Origin of the sequence: Acetobacter fabarum, from assembly GCF_011516925.1 — a bacterium.
In the GTDB taxonomy this organism is placed as follows: Bacteria; Pseudomonadota; Alphaproteobacteria; order Acetobacterales; family Acetobacteraceae; genus Acetobacter; species Acetobacter fabarum.
On sequence record NZ_WOTG01000017.1, the window covers coordinates 1 to 22489 of the forward strand.

16 protein-coding genes and 1 pseudogene are annotated in these 22489 nt (G+C 52.1%); 13 read left to right on the forward strand and 4 right to left on the reverse strand.

Going from position 1 to position 22489, the window contains the following annotated elements:
• Nucleotides 1-94: 94 nt before the first annotated feature.
• The 3 genes and pseudogenes from GOB83_RS12855 to GOB83_RS12865 form a co-directional block, all read left to right on the forward strand.
• Nucleotides 95-502 (forward strand): annotated as a pseudogene (locus GOB83_RS12855) (solute carrier family 23 protein); the annotation flags it as partial.
• 316 nt (nt 503-818) lie between these two features.
• Nucleotides 819-2420 (forward strand): hypothetical protein, encoded by a 1602-nt coding sequence (locus GOB83_RS12860; protein WP_165926362.1) that lies wholly within the window; start codon nt 819-821, stop codon nt 2418-2420.
• Nucleotides 2421-2863: 443 nt separating this feature from the next.
• The gene (locus GOB83_RS12865) at nt 2864-4045 is read left to right on the forward strand and encodes an aminotransferase class I/II-fold pyridoxal phosphate-dependent enzyme (protein ID WP_165926363.1); all 1182 of its coding nucleotides are present in this window, start codon (nt 2864-2866) and stop codon (nt 4043-4045) included.
• A gap of 138 nt (nt 4046-4183) precedes the next feature.
• Here the strand turns inward: GOB83_RS12865 and GOB83_RS12870 are convergent, their stop codons facing one another.
• From GOB83_RS12870 to GOB83_RS12880, 3 genes are read right to left on the reverse strand one after another with little or no spacing between them, the layout of a single operon-like run.
• Nucleotides 4184-5428 carry a M20 family metallo-hydrolase gene (locus GOB83_RS12870; RefSeq protein ID WP_165926364.1) on the reverse strand — a complete coding sequence of 415 codons (1245 nt, stop codon included), beginning with the start codon at nt 5426-5428 and terminating at the stop codon, nt 4184-4186.
• Nucleotides 5429-5463: 35 nt separating this feature from the next.
• Nucleotides 5464-6408: a 2-hydroxyacid dehydrogenase gene (locus GOB83_RS12875; RefSeq protein ID WP_165926365.1), complete on the reverse strand. Its 945-nt coding sequence runs from the start codon at nt 6406-6408 to the stop codon at nt 5464-5466.
• 26 nt (nt 6409-6434) lie between these two features.
• Nucleotides 6435-7307 (reverse strand): dimethylarginine dimethylaminohydrolase family protein, encoded by an 873-nt coding sequence (locus GOB83_RS12880; RefSeq protein WP_165926366.1) that lies wholly within the window; start codon nt 7305-7307, stop codon nt 6435-6437.
• A gap of 315 nt (nt 7308-7622) precedes the next feature.
• Here GOB83_RS12880 and GOB83_RS12885 point away from each other — a divergent pair, with 315 nt between their 5' ends.
• The 10 genes from GOB83_RS12885 to GOB83_RS12930 all read left to right on the forward strand — a co-directional run bounded on the left by GOB83_RS12885 (nt 7623) and on the right by GOB83_RS12930 (nt 19894).
• Nucleotides 7623-8576: a LysR family transcriptional regulator gene (locus GOB83_RS12885; protein ID WP_165926367.1), complete on the forward strand. Its 954-nt coding sequence runs from the start codon at nt 7623-7625 to the stop codon at nt 8574-8576.
• Nucleotides 8576-10150, forward strand: coding sequence for an ABC transporter substrate-binding protein/permease (locus GOB83_RS12890; protein WP_165926368.1), 1575 nt, complete (start codon nt 8576-8578; stop codon nt 10148-10150). The genes GOB83_RS12885 and GOB83_RS12890 overlap by 1 nt, the downstream gene beginning before the upstream one ends.
• Entirely contained in the window at nt 10140-10892 is a 753-nt protein-coding gene (locus GOB83_RS12895) for an amino acid ABC transporter ATP-binding protein (protein ID WP_277875549.1), read from the forward strand. Before GOB83_RS12890 ends, GOB83_RS12895 begins: the two co-directional genes overlap by 11 nt.
• A gap of 154 nt (nt 10893-11046) precedes the next feature.
• Entirely contained in the window at nt 11047-13440 is a 2394-nt protein-coding gene (locus tag GOB83_RS12900; protein WP_098123156.1) for a TonB-dependent receptor, read from the forward strand.
• A 25-nt stretch (nt 13441-13465) separates the two neighbouring features.
• The gene (locus GOB83_RS12905) at nt 13466-14335 is read left to right on the forward strand and encodes a sugar phosphate isomerase/epimerase family protein (RefSeq protein ID WP_242005871.1); all 870 of its coding nucleotides are present in this window, start codon (nt 13466-13468) and stop codon (nt 14333-14335) included.
• Complete coding sequence (locus tag GOB83_RS12910) at nt 14335-15381, forward strand: isopenicillin N synthase family dioxygenase (protein WP_165926369.1); 1047 nt, start codon at nt 14335-14337, stop codon at nt 15379-15381. The genes GOB83_RS12905 and GOB83_RS12910 overlap by 1 nt, the downstream gene beginning before the upstream one ends.
• 34 nt (nt 15382-15415) lie before the next feature.
• On the forward strand, nt 15416-16153 hold the full coding sequence (locus tag GOB83_RS12915) for a class II aldolase/adducin family protein (RefSeq protein ID WP_086645166.1): 738 nt from the start codon (nt 15416-15418) through the stop codon (nt 16151-16153).
• A 261-nt stretch (nt 16154-16414) separates the two neighbouring features.
• Nucleotides 16415-17665 (forward strand): FAD-dependent oxidoreductase, encoded by a 1251-nt coding sequence (locus GOB83_RS12920; RefSeq protein ID WP_165926370.1) that lies wholly within the window; start codon nt 16415-16417, stop codon nt 17663-17665.
• A gap of 10 nt (nt 17666-17675) precedes the next feature.
• The gene (locus tag GOB83_RS12925) at nt 17676-18140 is read left to right on the forward strand and encodes a c-type cytochrome (protein WP_165926371.1); all 465 of its coding nucleotides are present in this window, start codon (nt 17676-17678) and stop codon (nt 18138-18140) included.
• 671 nt (nt 18141-18811) lie between these two features.
• Nucleotides 18812-19894 (forward strand): hypothetical protein, encoded by a 1083-nt coding sequence (locus GOB83_RS12930; protein ID WP_165926372.1) that lies wholly within the window; start codon nt 18812-18814, stop codon nt 19892-19894.
• Between the two features lie 210 nt (nt 19895-20104).
• Here the strand turns inward: GOB83_RS12930 and GOB83_RS12935 are convergent, their stop codons facing one another.
• Nucleotides 20105-22465: a TonB-dependent receptor gene (locus GOB83_RS12935; RefSeq protein ID WP_095350411.1), complete on the reverse strand. Its 2361-nt coding sequence runs from the start codon at nt 22463-22465 to the stop codon at nt 20105-20107.
• Nucleotides 22466-22489: the final 24 nt, after the last annotated feature.

A 22489-nucleotide genomic window follows, 5' to 3' on the forward strand; every position in this document is an offset into this window, starting at 1 on the left:
TACTGCGCGCGGGTGATTTCAGTCCAGGCCATCTTGATCTCATCAGGTTATCGCAAACCCATGAATCATAACCTGCTGAAATCACTCAACTCATTTTCGGTCAGACACTTATACATGTTATGCAGAGAATGTTGGACTGGTGCGTATGACTGGTGTGCGGAGCCGTTGGGTTATTGTATCCGCCTCTGTCATTATGATCATTCTCAGCAGTTTTCCGGTCTCAGCGGCTCTTGTCGCCAGTATTCCGGCCCCGGTACTGGGGGGTGCTGCCCTTGCCATGTTTGCAACTGTCGCAATGATCGGTGTTCAGATCTTAAGTCAGGTTGATTTTGATGATCATAGTAACATCATTATTGCGGGGGCCAGCGTTGCATTGAGCATGCTGGTTACGGCTCAACCGCATATTACAGACAGCCTCCCATCATGGGTGCGGATTGTATTTGGGAGCGGAATTACCGTTGGTGCTCTTACGGCTATTTTCCTTAGCCTCCTTTTCAATCATGTTTTGCCTCCTTCAAAGTCAGATAAAAATCTGGCCAGCAATTAACGGCGCTCATAATCGCCGAAAGACATGCCGTGCATGTATGGGAAGGGGGAAAGCTCCTTCCCCTTCAGTGTTTGAGAAGAATGCTGAATATTTGTGCAGGAATGCTCTGGTTCCTGGTGGAACTGAAATTTTATTGTGTGCATTCAATAGTAAAAAAATATTAAGCACAAATTCTCAAAGTTGATGGTCTTGACACTTAAAAAATCCTCTTGAATGGCGTTGTTTTCTGCTTTATGAGTTCCGAAATGGCAAAATATTGTGGAAATAAAAAATGAGTAAAGGTGGATTATTAAAAAATAAAAATATTAATTTAATTGGAATTTTTATGTTGTGGATTTTAACCATAACATACTTGGTTCTTCATCATGCCCTATGGCGGGATGAAGTGCGGAACTTTATGATCGGTATAGGGGCAACGTCCCGGATCCATATTATTGGGAATCCACACCCATTTTTGGTCTATAAAATAGAGCAGTTGTTATATTGGATAACTGATTCTTATTATGTTTTGCCAGCTTCATCCTTGTTCATATCTCTTTGCTCCGTAATATTGCTGCTGTTTTTCTCGCCATTTAATTTCAGACTTAAAGCTCTGATACTTTTTGGCTATCCCATGCTGTATGAATATACGGTTATGGATAGAAATTATGGCATAAGCGCTCTGTTGATGCTGCTGCTCGCCTGCTGTTTTTCAACTGATAAATACAAATATATTTTCTCAGGTCCTATTTTGTTTTTGTTGGCTAATACCAACGTACACTCAGCTCTGATCGTGGGGGGATTTTCAGTTTTATGGCCATTAAGCATTTGGTACGAAAATGGCAAAAAGTGGAGTGAGGACACTAAAAAAGCATGCCTCAACAGTTTTCTGGGTATTGCGGGATTTATTGCCTGTTTCATGACAGTTTATCCAACACGTTATGACCTGGCTGCGGCGCATCCGGTAGAGATGACTGTCAAACACCATTTCCGATTTTTCAAGCATTTGACCTTTTTCGGGTGCAAAGACTATTTATCTGATGTTTTCGGCCATCATCTTCTCGGGAAAATTGTATATCTTGCTCTGGAAGCAGTAGCTTACGCTGCTATCTTGTTTTCCCCCCTTGTCTTGTGGGGTGATGCTTTTCTATTTTCTGTTGCAGCGCTGTCTCTTATCGGATTTTCTGCGTTTTTTTCTATTGTTTATCAAGGTGGTTATCGGCATGAGGCTCTCTGGATCATGCTTGTTGTTGCATTGTTGTGGATAAAGAAAAACACGGGCAAAGAGCCCGCCGGTAATGTTCTAAATAAAATTGGCTCTGTCTCATTTTATACAATACTCACTATTCAAGTCATTCTGTCTGGTTTGCTGGCATTTCATGAGGTGCATAAACCCAATAGCATGTCCAAACAGTTTGTGGATTTTATCAATAAAGACGAAATTTTAAAGAATTCTCCTATTCTGTCATCCATGGATTATAATCTGGAAGCCATTCCTTACTATACAAAACGGCCTGTGTTCATGATGACATTGAATGACTATGATGTTGTCGTTCCTTATAAAAACAAGCTGGATTACAATCTGGATGATTTGCTCAAGGCCGCACAAAAGCTGGCCGTGTGTTCTAAATCTCCGCCCTTGATTCTGATTGCTAATGATAAGGAAAAAGCAGGGAGTTCTGTTCTGAATATCATGGATGAAAATGCGGAAAAATCTGTCCGTAATTATATGTACAACTACTGGACGTTTACCGTAACATCCGAACAAAAAAAGAGATTTTTAGAAAATGCGCGTGAAATCGCGAGGTATCCTAATGGTTATCTGGAGCAGGGCTTTATAGTTTACCAACTGAATGTGGCCAGGACAGAACAGAGTAATTGCCGGTCAAAATAGGGCAGGGCCTCTGTTACGCTTTTTCTGCCCCTGAGGCGTTACCTGTGGAGCAGTGCGCTGCCGTTCTGGCATGGAAGAGGCAGCTTCTGCATAGCCCTGCTGCTGGAGGTCACGCGTACCATTGCTCCAATGGGTTAATACTCCATGCATTGTGTGTTGCAGTCAGGGGGTTGGACGCTTTGTTCTGAAGAGGAATAAAGTGACTGGCGATGAATTGAACGCCCTCCCGATTTTTCAGGCTTGTATTCAGAGTATATTTTTAGATACGTTATCGAAACATACCGGCCGATTTCCGTTACAACAAAAGTGAACTTTCCTTTTCACCTCTTTTTCGTACAGTTCTGATCATTCTACTTTGGCCATCATGCTACTCTGCACGAGCAGTGTTTGAGCCAAAGAATTTTTCCCCCAGATTTCTTTCTTTCCCCGACAGGAGACACGCCATGGTTGCCCCTCTGCCACCGCACACACAGCAGGAGTTTCAGGAGCGTGGTTTTTCCCGCAGGCAGATCGGTCGCATTAGTCTTGTTCTGGGCGCTGGTGCTGTTATGGCCGGCATGCCTTGGCACAGGAGCCGGGCGGATACCCTGCCTGTAGGCGGGGTTTACCCTGCGGGGGCCATTCTGCTCAATGGGAATGAATTCTGGACGGGGCCTTTTCCCTCGGTCTTGCCCGCCGGACAAAAGGCGTTGCTGAACGGCAACCGTTATCTGACCGGTAAGGAGCGTCAGGCGCTTGTTGAAGCCGTGGCAACGTATGATCATATTTCTCCAGAGCTGGTAACTCCCTGGCCGGGGTCGAGCGACCCGCTGTGCCGGACTGTGATTTCCTTCTGTTCGCCTACGCAGGGCCTTGTAACCAGCAACCCTACATACGAGACGGTATGGGGTGTTGCGGAATGGCTACAGATCCCCCTGACCAAAGTCCCCCTAAGGGCAGACAATGGCTATAAGACCGATGTGCGGGCCATGCTCAAGGCTGATCCGCATGCAGGTATGTATTACATATGCAGCCCCAATAACCCGACTGGCACGGTTACGCCGTTAGCGGATATTGCATGGCTTGCCCGTAATATTCCTGAAAAATCCGTGCTGGTGGTGGATGAAGCCTATCTGCATTTCAGTAACGCCCCCTCTGCGGTTTCACTGCTTGGGTCGTGCCGTAATCTTGTGGTTTTACGTACTTTTTCCAAACTGTTCGGCATGGCCGGACTTCGCTTGGGGCTGAGTATTGCTCACCCGCAACTGCATGAAAGAATGATGCGGTATGATGGCATTTACCAGACGACCATGCTTTCCGTCCCCGCTGTTTCTATTGGCACGGATAGTCTGAAAGATCAGGCTGAAATTGCAAAGCGGCGTTCTGAAACACGCCAAAACCGTAAAATCATGCAGGAATGTCTGAGCCATTATGGCGTGCGGACTATTCCAAGTGAAGCCAATATGCTTATGGCAGACTGGCGCACGGCACCCGGGCCAATTGTGAGAACATTTGCCCAGAACAATGTGATTATCGGACGAAGTTGGGAGATCTGGCCAACCTGTTCCAGAATTACCGTGGGCTCGGCCAGCGATGTGCAGGTTTTTTGTAAAGCCATGGAACAGGTTGCATCACTGATTAAGTGACAAGCTGATTGTGTTGCGACGCCGCTCAATAAAGGGGAGGGAGAAGATCAACTTCTCCCTCCCCTTTTTATAAAGTGCATTTTCTAGGACTGGAAAACCAGAATGGTCTTTGAAGGGGTGTAGTGAAAAAAGATCTCTTTAAAAAAGATGATCAGCTTTCAAAACAGCATTCAACAGAACATTGCTGCCCGCCGTGACGTCTTCCGGGGTGGCGCTTTCTGCCTCGTTATGGCTGATGCCATGCAGGCATGGCACAAAGATCATGGCAGTTGGCACAACACGGGAGACATAAACGGCATCATGCCCGGCGCCGGAAACAATATCGCGCATGCTGTAGCCAAGTTCTTCCGTGCTTTCCTTAACGCTGGCAATGCAACGTGGGTCAAAATGAACGGCCGGGGAGTTCCATGTTGGTGTAACCGTGACCTGCACATCGTTTTCCAGTGCACAGGCCTGCATGCGCTGTAGGAAATCTTCTTCCATGGTCTGCAAGACAGGTTCTGACGGGTTGCGCAGGTCCACTGTAAAGCGGACCTCCCGTGGCACAACGTTGCTGCTGGCCGGGAGTGCCGTAATAATACCAATAGTGCTTAGCCCTTCAGGCGCATGGGCCTGAGCCACGGCATTGACCTGTTCAATCATGCGTGCGGCAGCCAGGAGTGCGTCCTTGCGCATGGGCATGGGGGTTGTGCCTGCATGGGCGGAGCGACCACGTACAGCAACCTCGTACCAGCGCATGCCCTGCACACCCGTTACCACACCTATGGTGCGGTCTTCGGCTTCCAGCACGGGGCCTTGCTCAATGTGCAGTTCAAAATATGCAGCGGCAGGGTGCTGGCCACAGGGTTCTGTGCCAACAAAACCACCGCGTTCGAGTTCTTGGCGTAGGGTTATGCCGGCTCCATCGGCGCGGGAGCCTGCGAATTCCTCGGTAAAGGCTCCTCCAAAAACGCCCGATGCCAGCATGGGCGGGGTAAAGCGTGCGCCTTCCTCGTTGGTCCAGTTTACAACTTCCAGCGCATGCATGGTTGTAACTCCTGCATCATGCAGGGCGCGCAAAACGGCAATGCCCCCCAGCACCCCCAGAATGCCATCAAAGCGACCACCTGTGACCTGTGTGTCCAGGTGGCTGCCCATCATAATAGGGGGGAGGTCATCACGCGTGCCGGGACGGCGTGCAAACTGGTTGCCCATGGAGTCATACGTAACCGTGCAGCCAAGTGCCGTGCATGTCTGCTCAAACCAGGCGCGAACCTGCCTGTCTTCATCCGTCAGGGCAAGGCGGCAGATGCCACCTTTTTCTGTGCCGCCAAAGGCTGCGGTTGTGACAAGGTCATGCCACAGAGCCTGTCCGTTTACTGTCAGGTTGGCGTGCTGGCTCATATCCTGTCCATTCCCTGTTTCAAGCTATTCGGTTTTTAGTAACCACGCGCCGTGTCGCACAGTAACGCGGGCTTTTCCCCCCGCTCCAGACTGCGCACCACGTCGGCTACGTAACGGGCCTGCACCTCCCGCGCAGCCTCAGAGGCAACATGGGGGGTTATGGTCAGGCGTGGGTGGTGCCACAGGGGATCTTCTGGTGGCAGGGGTTCTGGTGTTACCACGTCCAGTACTGCGCCACAGAGTGTTCCATCATCCAGAGCGCGGAGCAAATCGCTTTGCACCACGTGGCGCCCGCGCCCGACATTGATAAACCCGGCCCCTTTGGGCAACTGGCTGAGCAGGGCGTGGTTGATCAGCCCGTCAGTTGCAGGGGTTGCGGGCAGAAGATTGACCAGAACATCCAGCTCGGCCAGAAAATCGGGTAATGTGTCCGCCCCACTCCAGACCGTTATGCCATCCAGCTCGGCCGGGGTACGCTTCCAGCCCGATACGCAAAAGCCGACCTGTGCCAGCGCCTGTGCCACATAGGCCCCAAGGTGGCCCAGCCCCATAACGCCTACTCTGGTCGTGCTGGATGTGCGGCAGCATACATTGTTGCGCCATATGCCCTGCTGTTGCTGCACAGCCCATGTCCGGGCATCCCGCAGCAGACCGATAACCGCCCACAGAACATAATCGGCCATCAGCCGTGCGGTTTGCTCCCCGCCCATGCGGACAAGTGGAACCGTGCGGGGGAAGTGTTCGTGCGCCAGAAGGTGGTCAACACCCGCTCCGGTGCAGATAATCCCCTGCATGCCCGCAAGGCGTTCCATATGCTCCGGTTCGGGGGTCCAGACGAGTGCGTAATCATCCCCCCCGACTTCCCACGCAGGGTCATACCATGAGCAGACATCCAGATCAGGCGCGACAGCAGCAAAGGCCTGATGCCAGCTTTCATACGCCTTCTTGCCATCTGCGCTGATAACAATCCGTGCTGGCATCTGCCCCTGCTCCTTTAGTGTGTGCCTTACGCGGTCTGCAAAGACTGACGGCGCAAGGGCATAGTCATGCAATGAATGCTGCCCCCCCCGCGGGAGAACTGGTTCAGTTCCGGGTCAAGCACACTCAGCCCTTCGGCCCGCAGCATGGCATTGATACGGGTGGAATGGCGCGGGCTTACAACCCGCTCACGCCCCAGAGCCAGCACATTGCACCCCATATCCCGCATGGCTTCACGGTAGGTTACGGGCAGAATACGGATACCCTGCTCACGGAACCACTCCAGATCTGCTTCGTCCAGCACATCGACTGCCGCAATCGCCAGATTTTCCGCCACCATGCAGAAAATAACGTCCAGATGCAGGAAATGTTCGGGAAAATGGATCATGCGGCAGGTCCAGCCTGCCTCTTCAAACCAGCTGATGAACTCGGCCGCCCCTTTGGTATCCGTGCGCCCACCACTGACCCCTACGGCCAGAAGACCGGGGCGGATGATATGAATATCCCCCCCTTCAATCCGGCCTGCGGTGCAGGTGCGCCAGATTTCGTCGGGTGCATAAAAGGTGCGGATTTCCTTTTCTTCCCCCACCCGTTCAGGGCGGGAAAGGCTGGTGACTACCGTGCCAAATGGCGTGGTCTGCGAGCTGTCGCGGGTGTAAACCTCGTAAGGCATGCCCTTGTGCGGCGTGAGAAAATGGCAGGAAACATCCGCCCCCTTGAGAGTGGAAACCAGCTCGTTGAACTGGCTGCTCAGGATGTTCCGGTCAATACTGCCACCGCCAGCCATGGTCTGAATGGCGATGTCGTTGCTCGGAATCCATTCATAATAATCTGGCGGGCATAAAAGAACATCTGTCAGCACACCGGTTTCGCTATCAATAAACCACCTGTTTGCAGCCATGTCTTGTCAATCCCCAAGGTATCTGTTTTCCCTCGCAGGCTATCCGAGCCTCGTTTCGGACCCAATATGAACAGATATGAGTTTACTTTGGTTTTTTCGCAAACATAGGCAAACAACGCGGAAAACCGTCATTCTGCTGCGTTCTGGTACGCGTATGTTTATGCATTGCAATGGTTCTCTCTTCACATCGTATATTTTCCACGTCATAATTATTCTGGATAAAGAACGATAACGGTTTGCCAGCATAGAACAGGAGCCTTTGGCAGCACCTTCCGCCCTCTTCTTGACGCCCCATCCGACAGGAGCATTCAAACCATGACGGGAAGCAGCCATAAAACACCCCGCCCCAGAAAGAGGCCACGCGGTTTTCAGGGGCATGTTTCCGAAATTGATCTGCGGCTGCTGCGTGTCTTTCACACTGTGGCGGAACAGGGGGGCTTCAGTGCGGCCGAAATTACGCTGGGCAAAAGCAAATCGTCTATCAGTCTGGATATTTCCGCGCTGGAAACCCGTCTGGGCCTGACCATCTGCCTGCGCGGCCGCAGTGGCTTTGCCCTTACGGATGAAGGGCGCGAGGTGCTGGAGGCAACCCGCAAACTCTTTGTCAGTCTGGAGAACTTCCGCCAACAGATCAACCAGACCAGTGGCATGCTCAGCGGCACTTTTAACCTGTATGTTCCCGATAACATACAGACCCATGGTGAGACACCACTGGTCAAAGCCATTCACACCTTTACGCAAAGCCACCCTGGTGTGTTCATGAACCTGCATTCCGCCTCCACCAAGGAGGTAGAAGTTGCGGTCATGACCGGGCAGGCCACGGCTGGCATTGCTCTGTATGCACAGGGGCAGGCCCCGTTGGGTTGCCGCCCGCTTGTGGCGGAGGCGTCTTTTCTGTTCTGTGGCTCCCGCCATCCTCTTTTTGATATGCCTGAAGAAGACATCACCCTTGATGTGCTGACCAGTCACAGCATGGTCAGTGTGGCAGATGCCGCCACATCCGACAGGTGGGAGGAGATACGCCCGCTGTTTACCTATCGTGCCAAGGCCGACAAGGTGGATGCGCGCGCCCTGCTCATTCTTTCTGGCAGTTATATGGGCTTTCTGCCCGAAGTGTTTGCCGCTCCTCTTGTTGCACAGGGTTTGCTGCGCCGGATTGTTTTTAACGATCTGCGGCTGATCACCTGCTGTCATTTTCTGGCACGCACGTCCCCCGAAACCAGTCTGATGGTCGAGACGTTCCGTACCCTTCTGGAAGCTTCCTATTGATGACCAGCGTTTTATCTTACCTGCGGCTCCCCCGCAGGCTTCGTCCGGTTGCGGCCCTTGCGGTTGCGCTTACTGCGGCAGTGCTGCCCGGCGTAGCCCGGGCGGAGCAGGTTCCCTCGTTCGTGCAGGACGGCACATTAACCGTTTGTACCAACCCCACGCTGCCCCCCATGACCTTTGTAAAAGGGCAGGATGTTACACACCCGGAAGGTTTTGACATAGACGTAGCGCAGGCACTGGCCACGCGCTGGCATGCCCGCCTGTCTGTGATCACCATGGATTTTACGGGGCTGTTCCCCAGCCTTTCTGCCCAACGCTGCGGTCTGGTCATGAGCGGTATTATCCGTACCCCCGCGCGGGAAAAAAGCTTTGATGCCGTTTCCTATCAGGATACGGCGCTGGTTGTTGTCGGACGCAAAGGCACTCCTTCCCTGAGCAGTATGGATGAACTGTCGGGTAAGGATGTCGCGGTGGAATCCGGCACCAGCTACGTAACCCGGCTGGGGGTTGTAAACGATGCCCTGATTGCTGCGGGCAAGCCCCCCATGATCATCCAGCAATATCCAACCGAAGAGCAGGTGGTGCAGCAGGTGCTGATCGGGCGTGTTTTTGCCTTCGTCAGTCAGGATGTCGAACTTTTTTACCGTATGCGCCAGCTGGGGGACAAACTGCATGTGCTGATTACTCCCAATATTCCGGATTACCGCCATTTTGCCATTTATATCCGCCAGAATCCGGAGGACCGGACACTGCTGCAGAACGCCATATCGGCGTTGGATAGCGATGGTACGCTGCAAACATTCCGCACCAAATGGTCTGTTACCGACCAGTCCACAAAAGGCGATGCAGCGCAGGCCGGGGCAGGCGGAATGTTTGACTGGGGCGCATTCTTTTCCGCTCTTACGTCCATGGCATTTTTGCACGGTGCACTGATTACCCTGAGTGTTGCGCTGATTTCGCACTTTATTGCCATCACAATTTCCGTGCCGATCGCCATTGTTTTGAATAGCCCGCAAAAATCGCTGCTAAAGGTAGCGCTGGAGGGTTATGTGTCGCTGTTCCGGGCTGCGCCCACACTGCTCCAGCTTCTGTTTATCTGGAATGCGGTTCCGCAGTTTTTCCCCATTTTTCGGGAACAGTGGTTTACACCTTTTCTGGCCACCATTCTGGCTCTGTCCATTAATGAATCGGCTTATCAGGTCGAAATCAATCGTGCCGCATTGAGCGCGGTTGATCCGGGGCAGGAACTTGGCGCAAGTGCTCTGGGCCTGAGCCGGCGCGATATTTACTGGCGCGTTATTTTTCCACAGGCTTTTCGTATTGCCCTGCCGCCAACCATTAACGAATTTATCAATCTGTTAAAAATCACGTCGCTGGCGTCTGTTATCTCGTTGCAGGAGTTGCTGGCGGTCACCCAGATACAGGTGGCACGGACATTCGCCTTTACCGAGTATTATGCCGCCGCACTGATTTACTACCTTGTCATGGTGTTCTTTTTCCTTTTCCTTCAGAAACGGGTGGAACGACGTTTTTCCTGGTCTGACCGCAAAAAGGTTGTTTCCAATGCAGCATGAAACCACAACCAATCCCATGATCTCCGTCCGGGGAATGAGCAAACTGTTCGGCAAGTTTGTTGCTCTGGACCGTGTGGATTTTGATATAAGCCGTGGTGAAAAAATTGTGGTTCTGGGGCCATCCGGGTCGGGAAAATCAACCCTTATCCGCACGCTCAACCAGATTGAACCGCATGACAGCGGTATGCTTACCATCGATGGCAAGCTGATCAATGAAAAGACGGACCCCATACAGCTCCGTTGCATGGTTGGGATGGTGTTCCAGAACTATAATCTGTTTCCGCATCTGAGTGTGCTGGAAAACTGCATTCTTGCCCCCATGCGGGTCAGGCGCATGACCCGTATGGAAGCTACCGCCCTTGCCCGCCGTTATCTGGAACAGGTGGGGATCCCTGATCAGGCAGATAAATACCCCATTCAGTTGTCTGGTGGGCAGCAGCAGCGTGTAGCCATTGCCCGTGCCCTGTGCATGCAGCCAGAAGTGATGCTGTTTGATGAACCAACCGCAGCGCTGGACCCCGAGGCCATTGTGGGGGTGGTTGGCATTATGGATGAACTGGCAGAGCAGGGTATTACAACCGTTTGCGTAACCCACGAGATGGCGTTTAGCCGCCGGATTGCTGACCGTATTATTTTTATGGATCAGGGGAAAATTGTAGAAATTACGCCCCCGGAAACTTTTTTTACCTCGCCCAAGTCGGAGCGGGCACAGAATTTTCTTAACCAGATGCTCCGTTATTGAGACGCTACAGGGCCGCATGCCAACAAGCAAAAGTATGATTTAGTCATTTTCAAACGAATGTGCCGGATATTTCGTTATCAAATGGAAATGAAAAGACCGGTTGCCTTATAAGCCCAGGGCCGGTTCCAACTGGAATAAAATCAGGAATACGGGCATGAAATCCTTGTTTTTACGTCGGTCCTTCCGCCTTCTGGCTTCGGTTCCAGCGTATGTTACCCTGCCAGCTCTGCCCTGCCTGCTTTTGGCATCCACCTCACCACTGGCAACGGCTGCACCTTCTGCTGCAAGCCCGCCGTCTGCAGATGCAAGCCATAGTGCCCCAGGCCATAAGCATGCGGGTACTGCGCCGCGCCGCAAAAGCTCAGCCCCTCGGCAAGGGGGCTCCGAGCAGGTTGAAGTCACGCAGACCCATGCCCATCGCTATCTGTCCGAGCCAACCACGGTCAACGTGATCAGCGGGCAGGAACTCCGTTCGCTCCATCTGGAGAACCCCAAGGACATTGCCTCCTTTACCCCCGGTGTGACGGCAACCAACGCTGTTTCTGGTTCGGCTCCCATTTTCTCCATTCGTGGTGTTGGGCTGGATGACTATGTTGGCACCAACATGGGTGGCATTGGTATTTACCTTGATGGCGTTTTGGCTCCGTTTCCTGTGTTCTACACCGGCCAGATGCTGGATGTGGAAAGTGTTGCAACGGAAAAAGGCCCGCAGGGTTTTGACATGGGGCGCAGCACCACGGGTGGTAGCATTAACGTACAGTCCGTAAAACCATCCGATAAGTTTGGGGGTTATGCGGAGTGGGGTTATGGTAGCTACAATACCAGCCGCGGCCGCTTTGCCATTAACACCCCCATTACAAGCAAGATTTCCAACCGTCTGGCCTTTAACTATGTCAAGGGCGACGGCTGGCAGAAAGACGTTGCAACGGGTGCGCGTTATGGCTCGCAGGATTTGCTGGCAATGCGTAACCTGACCAAGTTTACGGTGGATGATACCTCATCCTTCCTGCTGAACATCCACTATACGCGTGATAAGGGGCGGTCCACATCCCCACAGGATATGGATACGGTTGCCAATGGTGGTGTGGGTGCAAACCCCAACCCGCATGCTGTTAATGTTGGCAATACCCCGCCCCAACGCAACGAAAATGGCGGTGGTGTTTCGCTCAACTTTACCAAAATTTTTGATTTTGGTACGTTCTCCTCCACAACGGGGATCGATTTTTACCGCCGGAATGATCTGGATAACTACGATGGTCTTGGCACCGTTGCTGGCGGGGTGCGCTCCGACGGTACGGGCGTGGTAGGCGGCGTTGGCACCAAATATGCCGATTACCGCTGGAACGATACGGCTATTGCCCAGTCGCATGACATGCACCTGCGCATGAATCTGGCCAAAATCTTCCATCTGACGGTTGGTGTTTACGAATCTTATGACAAGATTGATGGTAGCTACACCAGCTACCGCATGGATGACCCCGGTAGCATGGTCAACCTGACCAACCATTTCTCGCAGCAGAACCTGTCCACCGGTGTTTATGTCAACACGGTTACCAATATCACGAAAAAGCTGGACTTTATCGCGTCTGGTCGTTTTTCCTATGATGAACGTGGCTTTAATGGTGGTTCGGTGTACTCGGCGGTCGGGAACGGAAGCCCGCGCCTTGCTGCTCCGTACAATGCAACGCTTAATGGTGCGATCAACCATCTTAACCAGCAGCACGATTACGAGCGCTTTACCGGGCGTGTTGGTCTGCGTTACCAGATTGTACCGGGCACTTATGCTTATGGCACCATTTCCAACGGTTATAAGGCAGGCAGTTATTTTGCAGCCCCTGTTCTGGCGCCCGCAGCACTGGATTATGTCCGTCCGGAAAATCTGATTGCTTATGAAGTCGGGATCAAATCCTCCCTGCTGCATAACAAGGTTATTCTGGAAGGCTCCCTGTTTGACTACGAATATCACAACCGTCAGACACTCTTCTTTGGTACGTTCCACCCTTATGCAAATTCAAACATTTCCAGCAACTCGCTGACGCTGGGCACTATTCCGCGTGCACGCACACGGGGTGGCGAAGTTTCCACCACCTTGCATAACGTTATTCCTAATCTTGATCTGCGTGGTTCCTTTGCCTACCTGGATGCACAGATCAAAAGCCCGGTTGACTCGCTGCCCGGCCTGACACTGGACCCAAAGATCGCGCATAACTCCCAGCTTCCGTTTGCGCCACGGTTCTCATGGAGTGCTGTTGCACGTTACAACATCAACTTTGACCGCTACCGCACCACATTGCAGGCCAGCTACACATGGAAAGACAACATGTGGGCCGCATTGGGTGACAGTAACGCCCAGACCAGCAAGATCAGCTCGCTTGGCCTGCGGATGGAAGTTGGCCCCAAAACCGGCAAATGGACTGCTGCAGTTTATGTTGACAACCTGCAGGACAATCACGGCTCCACCTACTCCTTTACCGGAAGTGACGGGAACCGCGCCCAGTATATCCAGACACCCCGCTGGGTTGGCTGCGACCTGCACTACAACTTCTGATACCTGAATAAAAACCGGGAAAGCGATGATGAAATTTGAACTTTTCCGAACATTGTGGGGAGATAACCGCCGGTGGGACATCCCACTGGCGGAAGCCCGTGCCGCGGGGTTTACCGGGTTGGAGGCGCGTATTCCTCCAACCCATGCTGCCGCACAGGAATGCAGCACTATTTTGCGAGAAGAAGGGGCACCGTATATCGCCATAGCCATGACAGGTGGCGGCGTTATTCCCAACCAGAGTGCCTCTGTTCAAAATCATCTGGACGACCTGCGGTGTGCTGTGGACCGCGCATTGCCCATGAACCCCCGGTTTGTCACCATTCTGGGGGGCAACGACCGCTGGCCCGCAAGCCAGCAGGCAGAGTTTATTGCGCAGGCGCAGGAAATCTGCCGTGCAGCCAATGTGCTCTGCTGTTTTGAAACACACCGCTCCCGTATTCTGGCAACACCGTGGGTAACACTGGATGTGTTAGCACAGGTGCCGGATATGCTGTTTACGGCGGACATAAGCCACTGGGTTGTGTGCTGTGAACGCCTGCTGAATGACCCGGCAGATGACCTGTCCGCTTTTGTCGAGCGTGTGCATCACATTCAGGCACGGGTGGGGTATGATCAGGGGCCACAGGCACCCCATCCCGGCGCGCCGGAATATGCACCCGCCTTACGGTTCCACCAGAGCATCTGGCAGCAGATCTGGCAGAGCCAGCTTGCGCGGGGCTACACCACAACCACCATGACCCCCGAATGTGGGCCGGATGGTTACCTGCACACCTTGCCGTTTACCAACATGCCGGTTGCGGACCTGTGGTCCCTTAACATCTGGACTGGCCAGACAGAACGCCAGCATTTTCAACAGGCCATGTCAGCGCGTGGCAGTAAAAAGGAACTGGGTTGATGTCCGTTTCCACCACCACCGAAACTTTCACCCGTATTCCCGTTATTGATATCAGTGGTCTGTACAGCCCTGATATTGCGCAACGTCAGGCCGTAGCGGACAAGCTGGGTGACGCTGCGCGTAATGTCGGTTTTCTCTTTATTTCCGGGCATAATGTGCCAGAGGATCTGATCGAGGGCGTGCGCAAGGCTGCGCGTGATTTTTTTGCCCAGCCTTTTGAAAAGAAGATGGAATATTACATAGGCACCTCTGCCACCCACAAAGGTTTTGTGCCTGAAGGGGAGGAGGTGTATTCCGCTGGCCGCCCCGATCACAAGGAAGCGTTTGATATTGGCTACGAAGTTCCGGCCAATCACCCGCTGGTGCAAGCCGGAACCCCGTTGCTTGGCCCTAACAACTGGCCGGACCTCCCCGGTTTTCAGGCTGCGGCGGAAGCTTATTACCGTGCGGTGTTTGATCTGGGTCGCAAGCTCTTCAGCGGTTTTGCTCTCGCTCTGGGGCTGGAGGAAAACTACTTTGATTCCGTAGCCAATTTTCCGCCCTCCAAGCTGCGCATGATCCATTACCCGCATGACGCACAGGCGCAGGATGCGCCCGGCATTGGTGCTCATACGGATTACGAATGCTTTACCATTCTTCTGGCAGACAAGCCGGGGCTGGAAGTGATGAACGGGCACGGAGACTGGATTGACGCGCCCCCCATCCCCGGAGCGTTTGTGGTCAATATTGGTGACATGCTTGAAGTTATGACCGCAGGCGAGTTTGTGGCAACAGCACACAGGGTGCGCAAGGTTGCCGAGGAGCGCTATTCCTTCCCGCTCTTTTACGCCTGTGACTACCATACCCAGATCCGCCCGTTACCGGCTTTTGCCAAGGATGATGCTGCTTCCTACGAAACCATCACTATTGGCGAGCACATGTGGGCGCAGGCCTTGCAGACATACCAGTATCTGGTGCGCAAGGTTGAAAAAGGGGACCTCAAGCTCCCCGAAGGGGCACGCAAAACAGCAACTTTTGGACATTTCAAGCGCGTTGCCTCAGCCTGAAACCACCTTTTTTGAATTTAAGGACACCACAACAATGACAACACAGCAGACAGAACAGGAACTGCGCGAAGACCTGGCAGCCGCATACCGGCTTATCGCGCATTTTGACATGACGGATATGGTTTATACGCACCTTTCCGTCCGCCTACCCGGTGATGGGCACCGTTATCTGGTTAACCCGTATGGGCTTCTGTTTGAAGAAATTACAGCCAGCAGTCTTGTTGTGGTGGACGCAGATGGTGTTCCGCAGCAAAAAACAAGCTGGAACATCAACCCTGCCGGGTTTGTCATTCATTCCGCTGTCCATGCCAATCGGCCGGATGCTGCATGTGTCATGCATACGCATACCCTTGCCGGTATGGTTATTGCGGCACAGGATCAGGGGATTCTTCCCCTTAACCAGATCAATATCGAGTTTTATGGTGCAGTTGCCTTCCATGCTTACGAAGGTATTGCAGCGGATGACAACCTGAGCGAGCGTGAACGTCTGGTGCGTGACCTTGGCACACGCAATGCCATTATTTTGCAAAACCACGGCCTGCTGACTGTAGGTAGCACCGTGGCACAGGCATTTTATCGCATGTACTACATGGAACAGGCTTGCAAGATCCAGATTGCAGCGCAGTCCACCGGGGTACCGCTGCACATTCCGTCGGAAGAAAAAATGCTCCGTGCCAAAAACCAGTTTGATACGGATCCCGATCAGGGGCAGATGATCTGGAAAGCCCTGCGCCGCAAGCTTGACCGCGAACAGCCTGACTACAAAAACTGAGCATCTGACCCTGCCGGGGGGAGCTTTTGAGCCTCTCCTTGGCAGGGTGTCCGCTCACTCACGCCCGATGCAGTAAAACAGGTGTATTGCATCCTTGCCAGCAAGAGCTTTGCCGGGCGTAAAGCCTGCTCAGCCAGATAAATCATCCGTTTTGCATGTTCATGGTCGGTCGTTTTGCGCACAGGGGTAGCGCATGCACGGCAAACTCCCGTATGCTAGGTCTTCTATTCGCCAGTTGATCACACAATTAGGATACGCAGCTTGAAACGCAGAGACCTGTTTGCGGCCTCTCTGGCAGCCGGAATAATGGGGAGCACCCGACGGGGCTGGGCCGCCACCCCAGATGCAGCAGCCGCTCTTGGGCGTACGGCCCTGCACGGAACCATTCCGCGTATTGTGCCTATTCGTGCTCATGCGGACCAGATCATGGATATAAAGGTCTGCCTGCGTCCGTTCCGCCCTGCTGGCCCACGCATGGATGTGGAGCATGTGGCGGGCAAAACCGTGGTGCATAATTACGGCCATGGTGGTAGCGGCTGGTCGCTCTCATGGGGGGCGGCTTACATGGCCGTTGGGCATGCCGCGGCTACGCTGGAGCGCAAGGTGGCGGTTATAGGCTGTGGCATTATCGGCCTGACTTCAGCCCTGACCGCGCAGCGCGCTGGGCTGGATGTCACCATCTACACCCGCGACCTGCTCCCCCATACGCGTTCCGTACGGGCGAATGGGAGTTGGACACCAGATTCGCGCATAGCCCTAACCCAGCAGGCTGGCCCCGAATTTGCCAGAACGTGGGAAAAAATGGCCCGTTACTCCTGGCAGACCTATCGGGATTATCTGGGCATGCCGGGCAATCCAATCGATTTCCGGGATAACTATACCCTTTCCGACACAGCACCGGATGCGGCAGACCATGTGCCTGCCCCAGCAGATGCGGCCAAAGGCAGCTTTGCCACCACAGGTATGCCGCAGAACAGTGCGGAATTTGCCGAATATGCCAGCCTGATAAGCGATATTATTCCCGCACCCGAACTGCTGGCCGGGGCCGATAACCCATTTCCCGTAGCTTATGCACGGCGCACGCCGCTCATGATCTACAATTTTGGTTCTTACGGCCACCTTCTGCTCGAAGAGTTCCATCAGGCAGGTGGGCGTATAGTTATCCGCGAGTTCCATAGTCCTTCTGATCTGGCGGACCTGCCCGAGCGTGTGGTGATCAATTGCCCCGGCTATGCTGCGCGGGACTGGTGGAATGATAAATCCCTCATTCCTGTCCGTGGGCAGACAAGCTGGCTCCCGCCTCAGCCCGACGCATCTTATGCGCTGGAATACAAAGGGGCGGCCATGATCTCCAAATCCGATGGCGTGATGATTCAGGGGTATGACATGTCCGGACTGGGTGAGATGGACGGTGTGGGGAACAGTTTTGAACACCCTGACCGCGCAGAGGCAGAAAAGGCCATTGCTATTATTGGCGATCTTTTTACCCGTTTTCAGCCTCGTGCCGGATAAGAGCACTATCATGACCCGTTCCTTTACCCTGCGTACTGCTCTTTTGGCTTCTGTGCTGTCGGTCTTTTTGCTCCATACAGCCCATGCTGCTAGCCAGAGCGGTAATGGGCATGCTGTCTCGTTTTCGGCTGAGCAGGTGGCGCATGGCGCGCAGATTTATGCTGGAGCCTGCGCCATGTGCCATGGTGCCGACCTTGAAGGTGGGCATGACGTACCGGACCTGAGCACGTATTTTACAGCACGTTGGGCGAACACCCCGATTGACCAACTGGCCGGATATATATCCCGTGCCATGCCGCTCATGGCTCCGGGCACCCTGCCGCCACAGGATACGGCAGCTCTGGTTGCGTTTCTTCTGCACCAGAACGGAGTGGTCTCCGCAACGGATGCGCCTTTGCCGATGGAAGAGGCCCGACTGGCCAAACTTCGCTTTCCTGCACCTTCTGCCAGTTCTGCTGCAGCTACCAAGCCGTAACAGGGGAGGTGCGCCGTAATATTCAGCTGCGGCGCGTCCTCTATTGGGTAGATACAGATATGGTAGCCCAAATATTGGCGGGTAGCCGCTACGGCACCATGCCTGAAGCTTCCTCTTGATGCTCTAAATCCCAGGATGGCTTTATTCAGAAATAATGACGCATAAACAAAATAATGCTTTTCTTCCCATAATTTGGGTGTTTTTCTGTAGTAACAAAAATATTATTCAATAAAATATTAGCATGCTTATTTGTGGTCATTATATTGACACGAAAATATAATTTATGCAAAAAGCCTTCCTTTTTTAGTCTGAAGGTAGGAGTAAAACGCGATGTGATGGCGCTCTCTGTTCTGTTGCGTCTGGTTTCATGCAGTATAACGCAATGGATTTCATAAATATTTTTTTAACAATGGATACAGACAGATGCCACCCGACGAAGAAAAAACAACGCTTCAGAAACTGTTCATAACAATATTGTTTTTCTCTCTGTCGGTGTTCAGTGCTTTTTCACTTTTCATTATGATTCATCCCCGTGTCAGTCAAAATTACAGGAATTACTATATTAATAAAAATATCAGTGCATGGGAGTATCTTGAGGCTGAGATATACGGGGGAATTGATATTCAAGAGCGGGTCAAACCAATTTGCGTGAAATCTGCAAGAGATACGACATGTTAACGATGAAAAAAATAATCAACAAAAAATATATATCTCTCTATATATTATCAACGGCCCTGTTTTTTATGCTGACTCCCTTGTTCGGGGGAGTGGTGCCAGCCACATGTCATTGGGACTGCCATTGGTATTCTTATATAGCTAATCATGGATACGGAAAATATTCGCATCTCTATCAGACGATGATAGGAATGGGGGATTGGTGTTTTTTTCCTCTTTATATCCTGATGATAAAGGGATTTTCGTATCTTTCTACACTCAGCGTGCAGGCTTCCGGCCTGATCATTAACAACATAATATTGTTTTTCATTCCGTATTTTTTGATAAAATACAATGAAATCAGGAAGTGCAATTTAGATAATACGGTTATTATTTTTCTTTCGTTTTTCTCAATATTTTGCTTGTGGGATAGAATCCAGTACACGGAATGCGTTTATGGCATTCTGCTGCTGATCAGCTTGTATAATTTTTATAAGAGAAATATGTCTGCGCTCATGGCCTCCATATTTCTTCTTTCTTTTTGCAGGCCGACGGGATTTGTGGTGGGTTTGATCTTGTCATTTTTCTTGATGAAAGAGGCGGGTTTTAAAAATATAATCGCAAAAAAATATGATTTTATGAGTTATGCACTGGTGGCTCTGGTGGGGTTCAGCGCAATCGGCTTGTATAGCTTGTATCTGTATCATCTCATGGGGGATGGTCTGGCATTTTCGCATGCCCAGATTGCGTGGGAACGAAAATTTCGTATTCCTGTGGTTGTTGCTTGGAACTATTTAAAACATCTGCATGGGATGCATCTTTTTGTAAGCTTCCTTATAGACATCGTTATTATATGGTATGCGTACAAGAGAAAGTATTGTGTTGAAGCAACTATATTGCTGTTCACGTTCCTGATCTCATCATCCACATCGCTTATGTCCATACATCGGTATATCTGGGGATGCCCTTTAACGATTATTGTAGTTGCAGATTTTGTGAAGCAACAAAAATTCAGGCATAGCCTTGTTTATGGGGCTTGCGTTGTATCTTTTGTGTCGTCCTCCATCATATGGTTCATGGGGCTGAAGTATTTATTTTAAATATGATGCAGGGCAAAATCTGTGCCCTGATCGTATGGGTAAAGGCGTTTTCATGTTCCGCCCCTTTGGGGTGAGGCTGGCAGAAAACGCCTTTCGGCTGGCATGGTTGCAAAACTAAAGGGCTTCACAGTATGAGAGACCAATATGTGAAGCCCTTATTGTGTCTGCTCCCAGCGCCTTAATGGGTTCTGAGGTATGGATACACAGGCCTCAGAAGTTTGCGCTAATTGTTCCAAAAAACTGTCTGGGTGCGCCCATGAGGAAATAATTGAAACCGTTGTTAATGAAGTTGTTCCCAGCCTCATTGGTGGTGGCAATGTAGGTTTTATTGGCCAGATTGTAGATGTTAAAGCTGGCGGATAGCCCCTTTAAGGGGCCGACAGACCCAAAATCGTAGCGGGTGCCAAAGTTGGCCAGAAAATACCCAGGAACATGTAGGTCATTGGTATATGTTAGCTGACGGCTGGACAGGTAAGTTCCATCCACATGGGCGGAGAGTTTGCCAATATGGTAGCTGATACTGCCCTTGTACATGAACTGTGGATAGTTCGGGATCTGTTTGCCTTGGGTCTGGTACAGAACACCACCGCTGGCAACGTTCTGGTCGTAAGAGGAATGGTTGTAAGAAAATGAGTTATAGATCGAAAGGCCTTTTAACGGCCTGACGGTAATGCTGGCTTCAGCCCCATTGGCTGTTACGCTGCCAACGTTCTGGACCACTGGAGTAGGGCTGATGTTCTGCCCGCCATATGTCATTTGCAGACGGTTGGAAAAATTGATCCGGTAGAGCGATGCCAGAGCACTGACCAAGGGGGTCGTATAACGGTATCCGCCTTCGTATACCCAGTCAGTTTCGGGTTTTAAGGCATTTTTTGTGCTCTGGAACACGTTTTGCTGCGCTGCCCATGGTGTGGCTACCATATTGGTCTGGTAGCCATCTTCGGGAAAGCCGCGCATGTTGTGCGAGACATCAAAAAACAGCTCGTTGTGTGGCAGAAAACGCCAGTTGGCCGATACCTGTGGCAAGAACGCATTGGATGCCTCCAGCCGTCCCTGTGCCGCCTGAGGGAGGGAGGGGTCTTGCGTAGGAACATTGTTGCCAGCGTTGAGGATCATGGATTTGAAGCCCGCATTGACCGTAAGCGTGTCTGTGACCCGGTATGTGTCCTGTAGATGAAAGACAAAGGTGTTGGAGGAAAAAGATTCCTGCCACGGGTGAGCAAAAATCTGGCTGGATGGAAAGCCGCTGGTCGGATTACCCAATGTACCCTGCCCCAGTAATGGTGCCTGGCTGAAGTAGCGCCCTTCGTTAAACGTGCCATATTCGTACCACACACCGGCATTGAGGGTATGGCGGGCAATCTTGTACGTGAATGCGGTTTCAAACCCGCCGCGGGCGATCTGGGGTGTCTGGAGGCGTTGCGACAGGGGTGCCCCGTTGGGGGAGGGCATATAGGGTGAGGTCCATGTGCTGTAGCCGTTGTCTGCATGGCCATACAGCGTTGTTTTCCAGTTCAGCCGGTCGGTTAGGTTTTCGTCCAGTGTCAGCCCACCCAGATAATCCACCCGGTTGGCTGTGCCTGCGTAATAGGAGGCATCGGCCGGGTCATACGTGGCAGCAATCGAGGGGGAAAAAATACCACGAGCTGCATTATAGGCTGCGGCATAGTTCGGGTAATAATTGGATAGTTTGGGGCCAATGCTATGCAGGTAACCCATGGTCATGTCCTGATAATCGAACTGTTGCGTTGAGCTCCAGTCGAAAAAGGCTTTTAGGGAGGATCCATTGGCAAGAGGCTGGATAAGCTTGGCATTGACCTGATCCGAGTAGTTGTAGCCACCGCCTTTCCACAGGTTCATATCCGTGCGTGCGTAGGATACATAAAAGCGCGTGCCGGCTGCATTCAGGTCCCCGCTTTCAAGGCGTACAAAGGTGCGCTTGGCCGCATTGCTTCCAAATGTCTGGCTGACAGTGCCGCCCCGTGTATGCGATGGGTCGATGGAATGAATCTGGATGGCCCCCCCCAGATTACTGGTAGAGGCAACATCAATTGCCCCGGCACCTTGCGACACGTCTACGCCACCAATGTTGTCGGAAATGATGGAGCGTGTCACTCCCAACCCATTGTAGTTGTTGAACTGCTGGTCCCCCAGTGGAATGTCATCCAGCGTAAAGCCCAGCTGCGACTGGCCAAACCCCCGCATAAAAATCTGGCTGGAGTATTCATAGCCACCAAACGGGTCTGCGGACTGGTACATCACCCCCGGTAACTGGTTGAGCACTTTTAGCGGGGATGTGCCGGGCACGCTCTGCTGCATCATGCTTCGGGTGATGCTGGTCATCTGGCGGGTGGAACCACGCCCAAAAACGGCAATGTCCTCGTGCGCACCATCAACGGTTTTGGCAGCCTTGTTCACATGCCCTGCGGGTGCGGCAGCCGGGGTGGTTCTGGCCTCGCCAGATACTTCAGCCGCCCGAACCGATTTGGCAGCAATGGCCGATGTCAGGGTGGGTATCATGATCATACCGCCCAGAATGGTGGAGCGGGCAAGCCTCTGTCGTGTCATCATGGGTTTGCTCTCTTTAAAGACGAA